Annotated in this window: 16 protein-coding genes; 3 read left to right on the forward strand and 13 right to left on the reverse strand. The window is 54.8% G+C overall.

Features of this window, described 5'->3' with window-relative positions:
* Window positions 1–27: 27 nt before the first annotated feature.
* Window positions 28–1,218, reverse strand: a complete 1,191-nt coding sequence (locus AC07WB_RS20870) for a glycoside hydrolase family 10-like protein (protein ID WP_370659822.1) — start codon at window positions 1,216–1,218, stop codon at window positions 28–30.
* A 333-nt stretch (window positions 1,219–1,551) separates the two neighbouring features.
* On the opposite strand from AC07WB_RS20870, the gene AC07WB_RS20875 reads away from it, so the two are divergent.
* A complete protein-coding gene (locus tag AC07WB_RS20875) occupies window positions 1,552–1,878 on the forward strand; it encodes a hypothetical protein (protein WP_494941224.1) in 327 nt (108 codons plus the stop codon).
* A gap of 32 nt (window positions 1,879–1,910) precedes the next feature.
* Here AC07WB_RS20875 and gabP read toward each other — a convergent pair whose 3' ends face one another.
* Both gabP and gabT read right to left on the reverse strand, forming a co-directional pair.
* Window positions 1,911–3,305: a GABA permease gene (gene gabP, locus AC07WB_RS20880; protein WP_494941225.1), complete on the reverse strand. Its 1,395-nt coding sequence runs from the start codon at window positions 3,303–3,305 to the stop codon at window positions 1,911–1,913.
* 102 nt (window positions 3,306–3,407) lie between these two features.
* The gene (gene gabT / locus AC07WB_RS20885; protein WP_097097834.1) at window positions 3,408–4,670 is read right to left on the reverse strand and encodes a 4-aminobutyrate--2-oxoglutarate transaminase; all 1,263 of its coding nucleotides are present in this window, start codon (window positions 4,668–4,670) and stop codon (window positions 3,408–3,410) included.
* Between the two features lie 110 nt (window positions 4,671–4,780).
* On the opposite strand from gabT, the gene pdxR reads away from it, so the two are divergent.
* Window positions 4,781–6,265, forward strand: coding sequence for a MocR-like pyridoxine biosynthesis transcription factor PdxR (gene pdxR, locus AC07WB_RS20890; protein WP_176519231.1), 1,485 nt, complete (start codon window positions 4,781–4,783; stop codon window positions 6,263–6,265).
* An 88-nt stretch (window positions 6,266–6,353) separates the two neighbouring features.
* Here pdxR and AC07WB_RS20895 read toward each other — a convergent pair whose 3' ends face one another.
* Window positions 6,354–7,211, reverse strand: coding sequence for an aldo/keto reductase family oxidoreductase (locus AC07WB_RS20895; protein WP_345829993.1), 858 nt, complete (start codon window positions 7,209–7,211; stop codon window positions 6,354–6,356).
* 97 nt (window positions 7,212–7,308) lie between these two features.
* Between AC07WB_RS20895 and AC07WB_RS20900 the strand changes: the two genes are divergently transcribed.
* Window positions 7,309–8,214: a LysR substrate-binding domain-containing protein gene (locus tag AC07WB_RS20900; protein WP_494941226.1), complete on the forward strand. Its 906-nt coding sequence runs from the start codon at window positions 7,309–7,311 to the stop codon at window positions 8,212–8,214.
* Window positions 8,215–8,273: 59 nt separating this feature from the next.
* On the opposite strand, the gene AC07WB_RS20905 is transcribed toward AC07WB_RS20900, so the two are convergent.
* The 9 genes from AC07WB_RS20905 to AC07WB_RS20945 are packed head-to-tail and all read right to left on the reverse strand — an operon-like array spanning window position 8,274 to window position 19,622.
* A complete protein-coding gene (locus AC07WB_RS20905) occupies window positions 8,274–8,624 on the reverse strand; it encodes a DUF6277 family protein (RefSeq protein WP_494941227.1) in 351 nt (116 codons plus the stop codon).
* Window positions 8,625–8,649: 25 nt separating this feature from the next.
* A complete protein-coding gene (gene tssM / locus AC07WB_RS20910; protein WP_494941228.1) occupies window positions 8,650–12,084 on the reverse strand; it encodes a type VI secretion system membrane subunit TssM in 3,435 nt (1,144 codons plus the stop codon).
* Window positions 12,085–12,097: 13 nt separating this feature from the next.
* Entirely contained in the window at window positions 12,098–13,591 is a 1,494-nt protein-coding gene (gene icmH / locus AC07WB_RS20915) for a type IVB secretion system protein IcmH/DotU (protein WP_400457813.1), read from the reverse strand.
* The gene (gene tssK / locus AC07WB_RS20920) at window positions 13,588–14,943 is read right to left on the reverse strand and encodes a type VI secretion system baseplate subunit TssK (RefSeq protein ID WP_494941229.1); all 1,356 of its coding nucleotides are present in this window, start codon (window positions 14,941–14,943) and stop codon (window positions 13,588–13,590) included. The genes icmH and tssK overlap by 4 nt, the downstream gene beginning before the upstream one ends.
* 4 nt (window positions 14,944–14,947) lie before the next feature.
* A complete protein-coding gene (locus AC07WB_RS20925) occupies window positions 14,948–15,424 on the reverse strand; it encodes a hypothetical protein (protein ID WP_494941230.1) in 477 nt (158 codons plus the stop codon).
* Window positions 15,425–15,440: 16 nt separating this feature from the next.
* Window positions 15,441–15,806 carry a PAAR-like domain-containing protein gene (locus AC07WB_RS20930; protein WP_097097842.1) on the reverse strand — a complete coding sequence of 122 codons (366 nt, stop codon included), beginning with the start codon at window positions 15,804–15,806 and terminating at the stop codon, window positions 15,441–15,443.
* Between the two features lie 3 nt (window positions 15,807–15,809).
* On the reverse strand, window positions 15,810–16,379 hold the full coding sequence (locus tag AC07WB_RS20935; RefSeq protein WP_494941231.1) for a DUF3540 domain-containing protein: 570 nt from the start codon (window positions 16,377–16,379) through the stop codon (window positions 15,810–15,812).
* Window positions 16,372–17,469, reverse strand: a complete 1,098-nt coding sequence (locus AC07WB_RS20940; protein WP_494941232.1) for a pentapeptide repeat-containing protein — start codon at window positions 17,467–17,469, stop codon at window positions 16,372–16,374. Before AC07WB_RS20940 ends, AC07WB_RS20935 begins: the two co-directional genes overlap by 8 nt.
* On the reverse strand, window positions 17,466–19,622 hold the full coding sequence (locus AC07WB_RS20945; RefSeq protein WP_494941233.1) for a DUF2169 family type VI secretion system accessory protein: 2,157 nt from the start codon (window positions 19,620–19,622) through the stop codon (window positions 17,466–17,468). Before AC07WB_RS20945 ends, AC07WB_RS20940 begins: the two co-directional genes overlap by 4 nt.
* Between the last annotated feature and the right edge of the window lie 2 nt (window positions 19,623–19,624).

Below are 19,624 nucleotides of genomic sequence, written 5' to 3' on the forward strand. Positions count from 1 at the left end.
TGCGCACCCCACGTGTAGGGGAGCCATTTATGGCGACCGGCCCCAGCGGGTGCGCAAATAATTCACCGCATCCTGGGTTTGCGGTTGATTAAGGTAATTCTCGCGGAACAAAATCGTACCGTTAATTTGCGGCACCGACTCATTGAGATCGAGCTGTTTTTTCAGCTCAGGCACACCGCCATTTACCGTCCAGTCTGGCTCGCTTTTCGAGGCCTCGCCGATTTTATACAGCGCCACGCCAATATATAGGCGCGTGTGCGTCGGTTTCACCACGTCCGCCCACCAGTGTGCCAATACGTCATAGCGGGCAGCCTGGCGCGCAAACGGCCAGTAAAGCTGCGGTGCAATGTAATCAAGCAGGCCCATTTGTACCCAGCGGCGCGTGTCGGCATAGGCTTCGTCATACGCTGCAGCACCACGCGTGTCGGAACCGGCGGCATCATGTGACACATTGCGCCACACGCCCGCCGGGCTGACGCCAAATTCAACATTCGGCTTGAGCTGCTTAATGGTGCGCGATACCTGCTCAATCAGCAGTAACGTATTATTGCGGCGCCAGTCGGCCTTTGAGGCAAACCCCTGACCATATTGACGGAAGGTGGCGTTATCGTTGAGGGTGGAACCCGGCGTTTCGGTATAGAAATAGTCATCGAACTGCACGCCATCGATAGCGTAGTGCGATACCACTTCCGCAACGATGCTGGTGATCCAGTCGCGGGCTTCAGGAATGCCGGGATCGAGCACAAAGCGGTCGCTGGCGGTGCGGATCCAATCACGATGCAGCACAAATACGCTGGCGGGCTGCAGCGCTAAGGTATTATTCAGTGCGTTAACAGTAGAGGGTTTGACGTTGGTCGAGACGCGATAGGGATTGAACCACGCGTGCACCTTCATGCCTCGTTTATGCGCCTCATCCAGCATGAATTTCAGCGGATCGTAGCCGGGATCTTCGCCAATTTTGCCGGTCAGCATATCTGACCACGGTAGAATGCGCGATCGCCACAGCGCGGTACCATCCGGTTTCACCTGAAAGAAAACGGTATTGATGCCGAGGCTTTTCAGCTTATCCAGTTTGCTGGTTAGCGCTTGCTGCTGCTGGCTGATGCGGATGGCTGGACTGGCATTAACTGAATTCATCGGCGGCCAGTCGAGGCGTGAAACCGTCGTCAGCCACACGCCGCGCACCGGCTCGTTATGCTGCAATGGTTGGCTCGGCATCGGGGGTTTGGGCACCGACGGCAAAGGGGTGACCAGTGATTTCGGCGGCGGCGATGAGCAGCTGGCGAGGAGCAGGGCAACGGTAATGGCCGCTAGCGCGGTGGATTTCCTGACGCGAAGAAAACGATGTGAACAGGCTATGATAAACTCCCTTTCTTACAACTTTCTGTTCGAAGAGCCTCATTCTCTTATCATGCGAACTAAAGTCAATATAATCGCACCATCACAAATACTGGTCACCATGAATGGCGACCCTACATTCGAACGCTGCATTTACATAGCATCGTCATTGATTGCGACCGCCAAGCATACTTATTGAGGAACCCAAAACCTATGCAATACGAAGACCTTTATCGCCGTATCGGCCAGATCATCTTTAGCTGTGGCCCCGAAGGTGCGCGGGAATTGATCGTCCAGGCCGAATTCTTTGCGGACGATGATGGCGGGCAATTCCAGTTCGATTACCTCGATGAAAACGGTGAGCCGGATTGGTTTGAACCGGATGCGCGCGCGATTGGCGATCTCTCCGAGGCGCTGAAGGAATTTCAGCAGTACTTCGTCGATAACAAGATGACCAATGGTTTGCCGGTATGGAGAAAGTGCGTGGTAAACCTTAACGTGCCGGAAGAGGCGATCAGTATCGACGTGCAGTACGATTAAGTTCCGCGGCATCCTTGCCCGGAATCAACCCGTTAGGAACGTAATGCGACCATTTTTTCGCTTTTACGCGCCACACGTTTGCGTTGCACTATGCGGCTGGCGGCGACCACTGCCAGCGTTAACAGGCCAGTGGCGATTATCTCTGGGCGATGCTGTTGATTAAACAGCATGGCAACCAACACGCCGACGATGAACACCATGGTCGCCCACGTCAAACCTGGGAACAGCCACATGCGATAGCTGAGCGTTTCGCCGCGCGCTTCGCGCTTTTTACGCAGTACCAGATGTGAAGCGGCGATCACCAGATACACCAGCAGCGCAATGGCCCCCGAGCTGGCCAGCAAAAATTCAAACACCGCGCTTGGTGCCAGATAATTGGCGATGACGGCGAGGAAGGCGGCTGCCGTAGAGAACAGCACGGCAACCCATGGCGTACCGCTGCGGGTGGTGCGTGACACCATGGCCGGTGCATCCTGACGGCGTGACAGCGAGTAGATCATGCGCGATGCGGTATACAGCGCCGAGTTAAGACAGCTACACACCGCGATTAAGACCACCACATCCACGATCTGTTTGGCGTACGGCACGTTCATCATCTGCATTGCCGTCTGGTAAGAGCCGGCTTTCATGAGTGACGGCGTATTCCACGGCACCAGCGCGACAACAATAAAAATCGACATTAAATAGAACAACGCGATACGCCAGATCACTGAATTGGTGGCTTGGGTGATCTGCTTCTTCGGTTCGCGTGATTCCGCAGCGGCAATAGTGACGATTTCTGTTCCCATAAACGAGAACATGGTAGTGAGAATGGCTGCCAGTACCGCGCTAATACCGTTGGGCATAAAGCCTTGCGTATCGTACAGATGTGAGATGCCTTGCGTGCTGCTACCCGGCATCAAACCAAATACCGCCAGGCTTCCTGCGCACAAGAACGCGACAATCGCCACCACTTTCAGCAGAGCAAACCAGAATTCGAATTCGCCATAGTTTTTCACGCTAAACAGGTTGCTGATGGTCAGGAACGAGGTGATCGCCAGCGTGTATTCCCATACTGCAACCTGTGGAAACCACGAATGCAGAATGGTGCCCGCCGCGTTGGCCTCCAGCGGAATCACCAGCACCCAAAACCACCAGTAAAGCCAGCCGATAGTGAACCCGGCCCAGCGACCGAGTGACTTGTCGGCATAGGTTGAGAAGGAGCCCGAATCAGGGGACGCCACGGCCATTTCCGCCAGCATACGCATAATCAGCACCACCAGCGCGCCCGCCGCTATATAGGCCAGCAGCACCGCAGGACCGGCTTCGGCAATGGCATGACCTGAACCGACAAACAGTCCGGCACCGATGACGCCACCAATTGACAACATGCGGACGTGACGCGGTTTCAGGCCTTGAGCCAGTACATCGGCATTCTGTGAACTCATCTATATTTCTCCAAAGCGTCTCTCAGGCAGCACGCAGCACTGCCGGGTTACAACAGGTGAGAAGCCCAGCCCGCAGTGCGAGCTGGGAAGAGCGGCGAAAGCCTAAGAATCGTAATGTTGACTCAGCACGCTGCCGAGGATGTCCAGCGCCTGGCTGAACTGCGCATCAGGGATGGTGAGCGGATAGAGGAAACGAATGACATTACCCTGTGGACCACATGTCAGCAGCAGCAGGCCTTGTGCCATCGCCTGTTGCTGAAGGGTCTGTGCCGTTTGTGCCGAGGCAAATTCCACTGCCACCATAGAGCCCAGGCCACGGATATCAATGATGGAAGAACAGCTGCTGCGCGCGCCGTGCAAGAAATTAATCAACTGAGCGCCGAGTTGTTCTGAACGTTCGCACAGTTTCTCGTCGGCTATCACGTCAAGTACCGCGTGGGCTGCAGCAATCGCCAGCGGATTACCGGCGTAGGTGCCGCCTAAGCCACCCGGTCCCGGCGCATCCATAATCTCGGCACGGCCGCTGACTGCCGAAAGCGGCATCCCGCCCGCGAGGCTTTTCGCCATGGTGATGAGATCCGGTTTTACGGCGTAGTGATCCATGGCAAACAGCTTGCCAGTGCGAGCAAAGCCGCTTTGCACTTCATCCGCAATCAGCAGGATGCCGTGTTCATCCGCCAATGTGCGCAAGCGGTTGAAGAACGCCGGCGGCGCGACGTGGAATCCGCCTTCACCCTGAATGGGCTCCAGCACGATGGCGGCAACATCCTGCGGCGCGATGTCCTGAGTAAAAATGTCCTGCAGGCTAGCTAACGCATCCTCCACGCTGATGCCGGTTACGCTGTTGGGATAGCGTGCGTGCCATACCGAAGCCGGCATTGGGCCAAAGTCGCGTTTGTATGGCGCCACTTTGCCGGTCATTGCCATGGTCATAAAGGTGCGGCCATGGAAGGCGTTACCAAAGGTGATGATGCCGTGACGACGCGTGGCCGCTCGCGCCACTTTCACCGCGTTTTCGACCGCTTCTGCGCCAGTCGAGAAAAAGGCGGTTTTCGCTTTGCCAGCAATTGGCACCACGCGGTTTAGGCGTTCGGCCAACGCGACATAACTCTCATAGGGCGTGACCTGAAACGCGGTATGGGTAAATTTCTCTAACTGATCGGCAATCGCCTGCACGATGCGGGGATGGCGATGACCGGTATTCAATACCGCAATGCCGCCGGCGAAATCGATCCAGCTATTGCCCTCACCGTCGCGCAGCGTGGCGTTTTCTGCGTGCTCGACATACCACTGACAAAGATTGCCGGTGCCGCGTGGCAGGGCATCATCTTTGCGTTGCTGCAACCGGCTGTTTTTACCTTCCATAACATTTCCTTAGCGATATGCGTCTTTACAAATTATCAACAAACACGCTTATTTATCCCTGCGCTGAGGTATCATGCCAGAGCCACTTTTACAGAAAAGGAGGGAGCCAATTGCGGAGTTTGTACGCAGATCATGTATTGGAGCGCATGCAGTTTATGCAGGAGGGGACGCTGCAGCAGCGTTTGCTGAGCTGTATGCAACTGGCTATCGCCGAGGGCATTTTCCCGCGGGCTACGCGTTTGCCCGCCACGCGTGATTTAGCGCGCGAACTGTCGGTGTCGCGTAATACCGTGCTTAACGTCTATGAAAATCTGATGGCGCAAGGTTATGTCACGGCGCGCACGGGCAGCGGCACCTGGATTGCGGAAAACTTGCCGGAAGGATCGCTGCATACGCCGCGCAACGCTGCCGTAATCGACTCAATGACGGCAAAACCGGCGGCGCTCTCAAAACGCGGGGCTTCGCTGCTGGGTCACGCCAATGCCTCACCTTATCAGTGGGGCGCGTTCGTGCCCGGAGCGCCGGATGTTACGCAGTTCCCGCATAAATTATTCAGCCAGATCCAGGCGCGGTTAAACCGCGAGCCGGATGTCGAACGGCTCATTTACAGCAGCCAGGGCGGCTGCATGCATCTGCGTGAAGCATTGGCGGAATACCTCAGCGTTGCGCGATCGGTGCATGCCAATGCCGATCAAATCATCATTACCGAAGGTATTCATCAGGCGGTGGATTTGGTCTCCCGCGTACTGTGCGATCCTGGCGATCAGGTTTGGATCGAAGAGCCAGGTTACTGGGGCACGCGCAATTTGCTGCGCATCAATGGGCTGAAAATACATGCCGTTGCCGTGGATGAGCAGGGACTAATCCCCGATTTACCGGCGCGTAGCCGTGCCCCAAAAATGATTTTTGTGACACCGTCACATCAATACCCGCTTGGCGTGCACCTGAGCCTTGAGCGCCGTAAGCAGCTGCTGGACCTGGCGCGCAAGCATAAGACCTGGCTGGTGGAGGATGATTACGACAGTGAGTTCCGTTTTTCGGGCCAGCCGTTTCCGTCGCTGCAGGGGTTCGAGCCAGATGCACCCGTGATTTATATGGGCACCTTTAGCAAAACGCTCTATCCCGCGCTGCGGCTCGGCTATCTGGTGGTGCCGAAAGCGTTAGCGCAGCCGCTGCGGGTAGCGGCGGCAGAGCTCTATCGTGGCGGTCATCTGCTGGTACAGCGCGCGCTGGCAGAATTTATTCAGAAAGGCCATTACATGGCGCACATCCGCCGTATGCGTAAGCTTTACAGCCAGCGCCGACGCTTTATGGTCAGCCTGATTGAACGCTATCTCGGCGCGGCCTTTTTACCGCTGGTGAATCACGAAGCAGGTTTACATCTGGTGATGAACTTACCGATGGGATGCGACGATGTCGCCGTCGCCGCGCTGGCACTGCGGCGCGGCGTAAAGGTACGTCCGCTGTCGCAATATTACATGCATCCGCAGGAGCGACGCGGCCTACTGCTGGGTTTTGCCTGTGTCGATGAGCGGCAGTGCCAGGATGCATTTGGTACGTTGAAAGGGTGCCTGGCGGAGATGGGAATTATTTGATGGAGTGGTCGTCATGAATGACGACCCTACAGCGCATATTACCTTCGTAGGGGCGTCATTCATGACGACCCGGTGTGCAAAGCGATGGTTAGGCGATGCTGTCCAAACGACTGACGATTTCAGGCGTGAGTTTCACGTCAGCACTCGCCAGGTTCTGCTTCAGGTGCGCTGGCGATGAGGTACCTGGAATCAGCAGAATGTTCGGTGAACGCTGCAGCAGCCAGGCCAGCGCCACCTGTAACGGCGTGGCGTTCAGCTCGTTCGCTACGTCGGTTAGCCGATCGGACTGCAGCGGAGAAAAGCCACCCAGTGGGAAGAAAGGCACGTACGGAATGCCCTGCGCCGCCAGCTGATCGAGTAGCGCCTCGTCCTGACGATTGGCCAGATTGTAGAGGTTCTGCACGCAGGCAATCGGCGTCATTGCTTGTGCATCGGCCACCTGTTTGGCGGTGACATTGCTTAAGCCGATATGACGAATCAGGCCGCGCTCTTTCAGTTTGATCATCGCCTCAACCTGCGGCTCCAGTGAACCTTCTTTTGGACCATGCACGTCCAACATCGAACGCAGATTCACCACTTCAATCACATCGAGTCCAAGATGACGCAGGTTATCTTCAACCGCCTGTGTCAGCGCCTCCGGGGTGAACGCCGGCAGCCAGCCGCCTTTCTCATCACGACGCGCGCCCACTTTGGTGACGATAACCAGATCGTCCGCGTAGGGATGCAACGCTTTTTTAATCAGCTGGTTGGTAATATGCGGGCCATAAAAATCACTGGTATCAATATGGTTAACACCCGCGCTGATAGCCTCACGCAGTACCTGCAAAGCCCGCGCTTCGTCTTTGGGCGGGCCAAAGACGCCCGGTCCTGCCAACTGCATGGCGCCGTAACCAAGGCGCGCTACCTGGCGATCGCCAAGGGTATAAGTTAATGCTGGATGAGACATGGGAAGCTCCTTTGTCAGTGTGTAGAGTGATTGTAATCGCACCAACGCTGTGCAACTATCCGTGCAAATCGGGACACAGTGTACGAGGTGGCGAACAATGGCAGTAGATATCGCACTGCTGCACGCGGTAGTCGCGGTGGCAAAAGCCGGGGGCTTTCGCGAGGCGGCGCGCATGACGGGGAGTAATCCGTCGCGCCTGAGTGATGCAGTACGGCGGGCAGAAGAGCAGCTTGGCGTGCGCTTGTTTAATCGCACCACGCGCACCGTGGCGTTAACTGAAGCTGGCAGGGCGCTGATGTCGCGCTTACTGCCTGCGATGAACGAAGTGGATGCGGCACTGGATGCGCTAAATACCTTCCGTGATACTCCGGGCGGCACGTTGCGTTTGAATGTCCCGGTCAGCGCCGCGCGCATTGTGCTACCCGCGATTGTGCCGGGCTTTCTCCAGCGCTACCCGGATATCCAGCTGGAAGTGGTGGCGGAGAGCAATGTTCAGGATGTGTTCCGCGACAGCTGTGATGCTGGCGTGCGTTATGACGATCATCTGGAACAGGATATGGTGGCGCTGCCGATTGGCCCTCGCACCCAGCGCTTTGCGTTAGCGGCGGCCCCCGCTTATCTGGCCCAGTTCGGCACGCCGCAGCATCCGCGGGATCTCATGCAGCATCGGTGTTTATACGGACGCTATGCGACCGGCGTGGTAGCCGAATGGGAATTTAGGCGCGGTGAGGAAACCGTGCGCCTGCAGCCAAAAGGCCCGCTGATTTGCAGTATCGGCGCGGCCATGGATCTCACGGTTCAGGCCGCAATTGCCGGTTCCGGCGTGGCGTATCTGTTCGAGGATTGGCTGAAACCGGCGCTTGACAGCGGTAGTCTGCAACCGATTCTGCCCGAATGGTGGCAAAGCTTCACCGGCCTGTGGCTGTATTACAACGATCGCCGTTTAATCCCGGCGCCGCTGCAGGCCTTTCTGGATTATGTGCGTGAGCTTAATGCCGCGTGACTGGCTGATAAATTAACGCAACCTAATAAATAAAGCGGATTTTCATCCGCTTATTCACATTAAAACTCGCGCTTAGAGTTGTACTGTGCCTCTTCAGCAGGCACACCTTTAGCCACCGTATCGCGCAAATCATTCTTCGTTACGTTAAACATTTCAGGCGCATCTTTCATCAATGCCTGTTTATGCGCCTGTAACTGCTGTTGTAACCCAACAAAGGTGCTGCCCATTTGTTCCATCATGGATTTACATGCGCCATTACTCTGCATAGCAACCGCAGCGGAAGAATCCATACCGGATAAACTCATTGATGCGCATGACTGCGTAAAATTTTCCTGAAGAGAACGGTGTACGCTATCGGCAGTTGAATTGCCGCTTTGCGCTGCTGCAAGAATATCTTCTTTATTAATCATGAATAACTCCTTGTCATTATTGGGATTAAGGACATTTAAAATTGCGCAACGCGCGGGACCATAATGGGAAGTTTTGTTGCGCTGAGCGGATAGTAAACGCGAAGCTTCCTGGCATACCGTTCAGCATCATCAACAGCTCTCGCGTATCACTACTCATGTTGCTGACCGTCGCGCGATCATAAAGTCGGAATAGGGCCCAGGGACCTTCGAACATCGCGGTCTGCAAGCTGCCGTCATTGGCTTTGAAAGTGAGGCGAATATAGGTGCCACCTTTTGGGCCTGGCCATTCCACCCGCTCCGGTTGACTTTGACCGTGGCTATAACGGATAACCTGTCCATCAATATCCAGTACGGCTTCAGAGATGTTGCTGCTGAGCGTCATTGGCGTGAGGAAAAAGGTTAACGCCATATTTCCGCTGCTGTTAAGCCAGCTTTCACGAATTTTCGCCGCACTTTCAAAAGATCGAACGGTACCTGCAGAAATTAAGCTTGGATCCTTTGCGCGCCATGGTCGCTGGTTAACATCAACCAGCGATGCGAGGTTTTGGTCGAAAAAGTGCTGTAAGCTGCCATCTTTTGCAAACAGGCGAGAGAAATCGTTAATGCCAATTTCGTTTTTGGCCGTGGTGGAAAACGGATAACGATTTGCGATGATATTTTTACATTCACCGGTGGTCAGTGACGCCGTATTGCTTGAGAGTTTCTGCCGAATCTGCGCCAGGGTCTGGCTTTGGCCGCGTTCAATCAGATCCATCATGACGCTCCTGACCGGATCGGGATAACGCGCGGCATCAATGCGGGCGCGCTTTAAGCCATCATCCGGCGACTGGGCATTACTCTCGCTGCTATTAAGACGAACCGATGCCGCCGCCAGCAGATTATAAAGCTCGTTAAAAGTGCGCTGGAGGCTGTCATTGCCAACGTTGCTTTTCGCTAACTCAAGTCCCAGCCGCCGCAGTGGCTGAAAACGATCCTCAACGGCCTGTTCTGGCGTGAGTTTAAAGCGTGAACGATCGCCGGAGATCTCATCGACAATGTCCCGCTTTTGCTTCTGCAAGCTGTAACGCTGTCGGTCAAACCAACTGGTTGCACCGGCATCATCGCGTCCGGTAAGGCTGGTTTCACGGGTAATGAAGCGGATTAAATTGGCTAACGATGAAGAGGGGTCCGCTAACTGGCGCGCGAGTGATGCCGCATCATCAATGCTTTGCACCGGTCTGGCGCGGATATCTTTAATAAAGTCGGCCCAGTGATTGGCATATTCCAGCAGATAGAGTTTGCGCGTTTCATCCATCAGACGTTGGGTTGCGGTGACCATTTCAAGGTTCGAGGCGCTGTCCTTGTCCGCCATCACCCAGGATTCCTCCTCGAGTACCGCTTTGGACATGTTTTCTACTTCCGGCAACACCACATCGCGATAGCTGGATCGGGTGTAGAAGCCGGGTACCGCAACATCGTTAACCGTGGCGTCGCTTTTACGTCTCAGTGTTAGCATGACGTCACTGCCTGCCGCATTCGCCAGCGTTACATCTGGCATCGCCAGAGCATGGGAACTCTCCCTCAAACGGTTAATCACCCGCATCTGCTGCGGGATTTCCGCCGCTCTCACACGCGCCAGCCGCACCAGATTTACATCAGGTTTTAGCGCCGGCGTTGCCGCTAATGAGAACAACGCCTTCAGATGATAACCAAACAAGGTTTTATTATTGCTGGCGTATCCCGGTGGCGCGAACCGATCCCAGCGCGCCATAAACCAATTATTTAAGGCAACCGGATCGCGATGTGCCGGATCAACCAGCATCATATAAACTTTTAGCGTGCCGTAGACATCATCTTTATGGGTATTGGCGTCCTGCTGGAGCGCATCGATAATATAGGCTTGCACCGCCGGCCAGAAGATTTTGAGCAAATGACGATGCCAGGTAGCGGTCGCGGCATCGTTGAGCGCCAGATGTTCGACATAAGGATTCAGGGGCAGGGTATCGACGCTTTCCAGCTGGGCGTTCATATAGCCAAGCTGCTCATAGGCGGCGATCAGATTTTCACCCGGACGCTGCGTCGCCGGGACCTCGCGCACTAAGCGGCGGGTTTCATCGAAGGTGGCATTCACGTAGCCGATATAATCCTTCTCCCATTGGTAATAACGCAACAGCCCCCAACCTGCACCACTCAGAAAAAGTAGTACCAATACAGAGCCGACCAATCGCCGAATGGCTACGGCAGCGGAACGCTGGCCCCCCGAGGTGAGAATATGGCGCTCGGTAATGGCATGGTCGAATCCCGATTGCCACAGTTCCGCGGTGGGATGTGTAGTGGATGATGATCCCCATGATGTTGCGACGTTGAGCGGATCCAGCGCTATCTGGCGAGCGCTGCCCAACCAGATGTGGCGTAGCTGAACTTCGTAGCCTACCGGCGAGGAGGGAAAGATCTGATTGATCAAGCTGAACAGCGGCCTGCTCAGCGTGCCAAGGCTCTCTATGAGTTGCAGAAGCTGGTGTCGCTCGGTTTCTGAATTCACGTCGTGGATCAGTTCCAGTACGTACTGGCTAATGCGCACCAGTAGTGCTGCAAATGCCTGCTCGGCATGTTTTTGGCCCGCCTCAATACTGAATCCAATACCCTGCCTGCGTAAATTGTCGCTCATCATGGCGAGCAAAGAGGCACCTCCGGGCAGTTGATCGAGGTGTGAAAGCATCAGATAAACCGGAAGATCGCAGCGCGCATCATTGGCGCAGCCGAGCAGGCGAGCACGCAGGGTGTCCGCCAGCGCTTTATGCTCGGATAAGGAAGCCTGAAGCAGCCAGTGCGCATCCAGACAGAGGAAGATGCCATCGATCGGTGGAAACCCGCGCTTGCGTCGCAGCAGGCGAAGTAATGAGGTGCGGGCTTTATCGGCTCTGACGCTGTCTTCACTCTGTGCCCAGCTGCCGGGGGTATCTATCCAGATGGCGTCACGTGTCAACCACCAGTTGCACTCTTGCGTTGGCCCGGTGCCGGTTGTCGCATGTAATCCATACTGTTCGGCCAACAGGAACGTTTGTTGGCTTTCACTCAGCAGTGAAGTCTTACCGCTGTCCTGCGGCCCCATGACCAAAAACCACGGGCGATCGCGCAGCCAGGGCTGATAAAGCCGATAACACATGCGCCGCCAGTATGTCCGCTGTTCACTTAATCCGACGTAGCGCAGGGTTGATACTGCATCATAGAAGCGGTGATTGCTCACCGCAGAAACGGGCGCCCGGCGGGCAAACGGCGTGAAGAGTTTGCCAGACATCCAGCTGAAGACGCGCGCGATCCACGGCCACACGGCCCAGAACAGCAGCAGGCCGACTAAGATGGCGCGAGGCCACTGGCTTGCAAGGGGAAACCAACGACCAATCGCAATCAGCGGACCAATCCACCAGATCACTGCGCTGACCACAAGAGCAAATATAAGTATAAAAAGATGACGAAACATGAACTGTCCTTAGTTACGGATTCCTGGCTGCCGCGCGAACGTCCTCAACGGCTTGCTGTGTCGCTTCATCCTGGCGCTGGCCAATCTTCCACAAAATATCAACGCGTCGGTTGCGCTTACGTCCTGCTTCCGTGGTGTTTTCCGCTAGCGGATCGGTATCACCTTTGCCCGTGGCATCAATGTTGCGTTGATATTTACTGTTGGTTTGCATGACAGAACGGAGCTTGTTGGCCACCGTATCCGCGCGCTCTTTTGACAGGATCAAGTTGGACTGCGTCGGATTTTTGCGGAACGGTTCGCTATCGGTATGGCCAATCACTTCCAGATCGCCCGGCCATGGCGCAAGAGCCGCTCCCAGGCGCTCGATGTTGCGCTTATTCACGAAGTCGGGCAGCAAGGTTGCTTTTCCGGTTGCGAACGCACCATCTGAAGTAAAAATTAACAGCCATCCCTGAGGATCTTTTCTCACTTCAAGCCAGCCCTCCTGCAGAATTTCTGGCAGCGGCTGCGGCAAGGTCGACATGATGTTAATCCGCCGCGGTTCTGGTGGCGTCCAGGCAAGGATTGCATTACGTAATGTGCGGGCATCGTCATGCAGTCGCCAGCTGGCGTAAGCGTAAATAGCGCTCAGCGCCAGCACACCGAACATCAGCAGGCGCAGGGGCGTAATCACGCGCTTTTTCGGCACCACGCGGTGGGACTGTGCATCCGCTAGCGTTTGGGTTGGATGGTTTAAGTAGAGCAGTACGTCCAGCTGGTGGCGCAGATCGGCCAACAGCAGCGGACCCCGCTCAATCATGGCGTATTTACCATAAAAGCCCAGCGACAAAATCAGGTCATAGAATTGCAGAACATCCTGATGCGTCTGCGGAGATTGCCAGTACTGATTGAGGTGATCGAAACATTTCTCGCCGCCCCATGCATCCTGGTAATACTCCACCAGCAGCGACAGCGGCGCGCTGGTGTTATTGCGGTTTAGCGTTTCATCAATCCAGGTGAAGAGGAGGTAAGTAAGATGATTAATGATCTCACTGGTATAGCCTTGCTGGAGTAAAACCTGTTGAAAATATTGGGCTTCACGTACCCACTGCGCGCGTTGAATGTCATCGTGACGTTGTCCGCTTTTTTTATACTGCTCGACCATCAGAATGAGCGGAAAGGCAGCTTTAATCAGCGGATTTGCCCATTCGCTGTAAGTTTGCCCAGGACGCGATAAGGTGTTGCGCGCGGCTAGCAGCGTACTCTCCGTTTGAAACGGCGAGGTGATATCGGCGTTGGCGCTCCCCTGGGAGGGCTCTGCAGCAAGCGCGTGCGTTGGCGTATGGGCATGCGCATTGCCGCTGCTTTCGGTTTTTTTCAGACCCGCCATCGTGGCACCCACCAGCGAAGTGGTAGCCAGCAGGGAAGCCTGGTGCGACAGATTTAGCGCGTTGTTCTGCTGACGCGCGTCATCGTTTTCACGCTGCAGGTTAAGCGCCTCACGTATTTTGCGTTCGAAGTCGTTCATGCGATCCTCCCTTGTCGCAGCCCCCAGACATCAAATCTCAACCCCGGGAAGTCGCCGACAATACTGACGGCCATCGCCGAGGCGTTGTACATCTCACGACAAAGCGAGTCATTGTTATCAACTTCGAAGTAAACGCTGTTGGGATACCAGGGGATGTGACGCGGGGCGGAAACCATAGGCAGCAAACGAGCGCCCGGTAGCTGCAGATCGATGAGATGACTGATTCTTTCCACTGCGCCCATTTTAGTCTGCGCCGGAAACGCCAGTCGCAGCTGGTCGGCTGGTAGATCGCAGCTGATGGCAAATACAATTTTCTCCAGCCTGAGCTGCGCGTCAGTAGGGCAAATCCAGATGCCATCTTCGCGTTGTTTGAACAGCAGCGCGACCGCAGGAGCTTCGATAACCAACGAGAGCGCGCGGCGGATGGCGGTAAACAGTGGGAAAAACCCCATATGCGGCTCATCATGCTGATATTGCAAATCCTGCCGTTCCCATAATCGTTCCCCATCTGGAATGATGCTGAGCTGACCAAGCAGAGTAAGTAGCTGCTGATAAAGTTGCTCAGGATGGACCGGATATTGTTGGCTAAGATGCGCTAAATGCAGATGCGCGTGGCTGAGCGTTTGCAGCAGCAGCAGCTCAAGCAGCTCGGAAAGTCCACCGACGGCCGAGTGAACATCATTACGGAACACACTCTCCAGCCGTAAGCGAATCAAACTCATCAATTCGTTAAGGGCATCTTTGAGCCAGCCACAGGCGCGATAGTCCAACAAAGGCGGTAGCATCGTGCTGTCGATAACCAGCGCACCGTTGGCACTACGTTCACGGATTGTCAGCAACGGCAGCGCAGTTTCAGCGCCGGTAACGCTATTTTTGAGCTGCAGGCGACAGTTAAGACGTGCAATTTGCAGCGTGACCATGTCCGGATTCCCGGGCGAGGAAATACCCGCATAGCGATTCTTGATTTGTGCATCTTCCAATGCCAGTCGGCTGCCCTGGCGTGCGTTTGCCACGCTGGCAAGTTCGGTATCCGGAAGATCGAGGGTGAGCGTGAGGCAAACTTGCTGGCCCTCCATCGCCTCCTCTAATGCTAAGGGCAGCGGCAGTGGGCCATCGCCAGGCAAGCTGAAGGGCGTTCCATCGGGAAAAATACCTTTCGCCTGAGTGAGGGCGATCTTGCCTTGATCCAATAAAGAACGATTGATTTCAATCTGGCTGAAGCCCCAATTCCAGCGCTGAACGGCTCTGAGACGACCATCAATATGGTGTTCAAAAAAACGCTCCTGCTGCTGAAAATGCTGTGGTTCCATCAGCATGCCTTCAATCCATGCGGTACGACTGGTAGGAAACATGAGGTTAATCCTTGTTGTAAATTTTGGACGCAAGTGTCTGATCGTTAATTGAAACAATAATTTTTTCGGTATCAGCATTAGCCACGCGAATTTCAATCAGGCTCTGTGACGAGCCGTATTGTTGAAACTCAGCACCAATCACCAACCAAAACGGTGTGGTCACCGTGTCAGGCAAATGCAGGCTGCGCTGCATGCCCGGCGCGATAATGTCGTTAAACAAAGGCGCGTTAGCGTCCGATTGCAGCTGGCAAGTTGCGCCACTAAATACGCCATCGGGTATGAAACCAGGCTGCGCGCGTTGCCAGACGCATACTCTGGTGGGTTGTGCGATGCCGCCTGGCGACAGGTTGCTGTTCAACGCAGCCGTAAGAGAAAGCGCGGGTGGTTGCGGCACGGCATGATCCGATGCGGAATCTGCGGCAAACAGGCTACAACCTGAAAGCAGCAGCGCTCCGATGACGAGACATCCTGGTAAATGCATCCCTGCTCCTGAGGCGTTAAACGTTGATGAAATACTTCATCTGGCTCGGCACGGTCTGTGTCGTCACCATGTTGTTATTGTTGGTCATGCTCATATCGCCTAATCGCGTCGCGGGCATGCCCTGAATAAAGTACTTCGACGATCCCTGTATCGGTAGCATTTGCGCCGAGTGGGTTCCGGAAACCACACCTACCTCGTTGCCTGCGTCGATGGTAGTCGTGCGGATCGTCGCCATGTTTTGCTCATTACTGCCGCAGCAAAAGTAGTTAGGCACATTGGGAATGCCCATCATGTTTGGCGCGGTATTTGGGCCGGGAGAAGGGATCATGGGATCGGCTCCGACAAAACTCATTCCACCCAGATTATTATTTGCTGCTGTCATATCTCACCCCACATGCACCTGTCCGCCATCGATTTTCAACACCGTTCTGCCATTTAACGATGTCAGCTCGCCGTCAATGCGATAGCTGGTTTTGGCGGTGTGGCTGATATGGCCGGCTTCGATCGACTCGATCTCGCTGACCAGACGTTCGGAGGATTTACAGCGAACCTGCACTTTTTCCGCAATCTGATTCAGCCGCTCGGCGATCCAGTTACCCGTACGGCTGATGAGCGACAGCGCCGGCGCTTCCAGCGTCATTGTCTGTTGAGCACGCAGCGTTAACGTTGAGGCATCGATATGCAGGGAATCGTGAGCGGTCTGGATCGCCAATGCGCGCCCCGGATCAGCGCACAACAACAGATCCAGTACCCAATACGCATTCCCATCAGCAATGACGCGAACCCGATCGCCTGCTGCTGGCTGTACCAGGCAGCTCACCGCAATATGCAGGCTAACGGTGGGCTCTTCAGCAATGTATAAGTGCCCATCAGGCGTGGCAGCCAGTGTGACTAGCCGGGTTTCGCCCTGCGGCAGAGCACAACTGACCGGGGTGAGTTGCAAGAGATTAGACATATTTGCTGGTTCCTTTGATGGCTAATGAGGTGTGCAGGTGATCGGGTCCCGGACGACATGTTTGATGCCAATCGGCGATGGCCTTCAGCGCAGGCTCGTTCTCCATGCTCGCAGCGGGCGTTGCACCAAACCGGCGAGCATCAGTGAACAGGGTATTGTCGGGTAAACCGCTGAGTTGAGCCGCGCGCAAATCGCTGTAGGAGAAATCGCTACTTTCACCCACGCAGTGATGAAATTCAGACTGCTGCAACCCGCAGTGAGACCAGCGGCTGGCGTCCAGGGAGCAGTCGCTAAGCTGTAGTTTTTCACCCTGAATCGCCTCGGCGTAAAAACCCGCCAGGCAGCACTGGCTGAACTGGGATTCCACAAGTACCGTGTGACGAAAATGGGAGGTAGCGAAATTGCATGCATCAAATTGGTTACGGTGAAAACTTCCGCCTACTAATGTCAGCTCATTAAGTTGGCACTGCAGCCACTGGCACTGATACCACGTCTGGCCGGGGCCATGTCGATGGCCCAGCACAACATGTTTGAACTGGCATTCGCTGGCTACTTGTCTTTGTATTTCAATATCTTGCCAGCAACCATTTTGAAATTCACACTGGCATATATTCCAGTCATGCGCGCTGCCATGCAGTAATTGCAACTGCGTGATGGGAATCTGGATGAGATTCCAGTGCTCGCTTAGGCAGGTGTTGAGGATAATTGACTGCCACTGTCCTCCCTGGAATGTCATTGCCTTACTGTGAAGATAATGAAACTCGCATTGCCGCCATACCGACTGCTGGCTGGTGCAGCGTTGGCAACGGCCTGCATGCCAATGGCAATCCACCAGTTCACATTGAGTAAAATGACAATCGTTGAGTTCACAGCCCGCAAAATTCACCGACTGAAACCGGCAGCGTTCAAATTTCAATCCTGACCAGTTCGCCTGCTGCAACGTGATTGAGCCGAAATGGCAATTGATAAACTCGCAGTCCTGTAGGTTTTGCAGCGCGGCACTTTCGGTAAATGCCGTGTCTCGGAAGACCTTTCGTGGCATGGGTATCGCGGCGGTGAGTGCGGCAGCTGGATGAATTTTGCTCATCATGCCACCTCTCTTTGACAGGTATCGCGGCGCGGCAACCAGCAGACATCCTGCAACAAGCACGCTGCAAATGCGGTCTGAGCATCACGTTCAACGCGCGCAAGATTAGCACCGCTCAGATTACAGTGATGAAAGGTTGTGCCATTGAGTGTTGCGCCGTACAGGCACGCTTGCTGCAGGCTGCTCATCTGCCACTGGCTCTCATTTAATTGCGCCTGTTGCAGCTGAACGCCGGTTAAATCGCAGCGCACAAACTCGGTGCCATTCAACTGGCTGCGTTCGAAGGAGCTCTCCTCAATGGCGCAGGCCGTGAACTGGGTGAAACGCAAATTTGATTGAGCCAGACCCACCTTTTTCCATTGGCACCGATCGAGGATTGCCGATGAAAAATCACAGCGCTGACCAAAGGTGACACTGTTGAAGGTGGAATGTGAAAAATGGCTGCCGACGAAAGAGGACGCCAGCGCAGAGCTTTTTTCCATCACCAGGTGGGTGGCTTGCAACTGTTCAAGCGTAGATTTAACCAACATTGCCTGCTGAATGATCACGTCTTCAAAGCGGCTGTGTATCAGTGCTGATTGATGTAATGTCACGGCGCTCAGCGCGTCCTGAGAAAAATGCGCATCGCACAGGCGGCAATCGTCAAAGGTCAACGCCTCCCACTTACCTTTATGTGAATGCCAATGGTCCAGCTGACAGGCTTTGAACCGCAGGTTGTGGCCCGAAACGTGCGTCAGCTGCAGGTTTTTCTGCTGGCAATCATAAAAGTGGCACTGCGAGAAGCGACTGTCGTGAATAGTCAGGTTTTGCCAGCGACAGGACTCAAACGTGCAGTTTTCAAACTGCATGTGCTGCCACGTCCCTGCGGAAAACCGGCAGTTGACGAACTGACAGTTACTGAAAGTTCGCCCCGTAAGATTGCCAATCACTGGCTGGCTTAGGCGCTTACCCGTCACGATATCTGCAGCGTCAAGATCGACTAGCGGTTCCGGCGGGAACAGCGTTGCGAGTTTCTTCACGTCGAAAATCGCCGGCTCAGGCGCCGTGGTTTTTTCGCTGTCGATAAGCGCCCGCAGCTGAACATAGTGCTGCTGGGTTACAGCAGGATCACAAGGAAAGGCATGGCCGTGCTTTTCATCATCGGGAACGAAGGCGTCTAAGGCACCCTTTTCTGGCATGAGATCAGGGTCATACATAAATTCGAAAGGTGATGCGCTGGCGGCACAACGACGTTCCATCACCTGTAAAAAATGGGCATCGGGACGTAAAGCCGCACGATCCTCAAGGCCGACCAGAAGCGCAGTAATGCTGTTATCCAGCATATGGGGCACCGCAACCGAACCGGTGAATACCAAAAGGATGACGTTTTGATCGGGCAGTAACCATATCGTTTTCAACGGCATATCTACTGCAGCCGGTTGCGACTTGTCACGCTGTATCCACGCGCGCGCCTCGACATTTGGCAGGGTAAAGCTCAGGTGGCTATCTTCGTCACTGAAGCCATGAAGTACACCAGTAGCCTGCGCTGGCCAGGCTGGCGTGGCGAGTTGCTGCGCAGCGGACGCGAGCTGGTAGTAGCGCGTGTCAAAGGAGGCTGGCATGCCGGGGAAAATATTTTCGCGGTAATCCTCATCCTGCATGGCGGTGTGAATCGCCTTGATCCAGCGATTTCTCAGCGGGAAATCAGCGGGTATCGGACCCGGTGCGACCATTAAATCTTCATCATGATCTGCCATGAACAACGTGGGCTGACGGCTTCCCCAGGGATTCGCAGACGTATTTGCGGCCACGGAGTGATTTAATGGCATTTTATTGAAGGCAACGAACTCACCGTTATCGTCCCTTGCCGCTTTCAGGTGCCAGCGTCGGGTTATCTGATTAAGCGTTACTGCAGCCTCAGCCGTTTGCACTGGGTGAGGGCGATGAACGTGCCCCGCCAGCAGAAATTCGGCAAAAGGTTTGGGTGTTGCATCATCCAGATATGGGAACTGATGTGGCGCCTGCTGCCAGGCCTGCCAGATTTGGGATTCAGTCGTGAACTGTGGCTTGCGCTGTAGCCAACATCCGGCCACCACACTGAAACCCAAATAACTCTGGCGACCAAGTTGATAGCCACTTTTAATCACCGCAAGTTGTTGAGGTTTGATAATGCGCATCT

The organism is Pantoea sp. GW821-FHT03E06, from assembly GCF_059420725.1.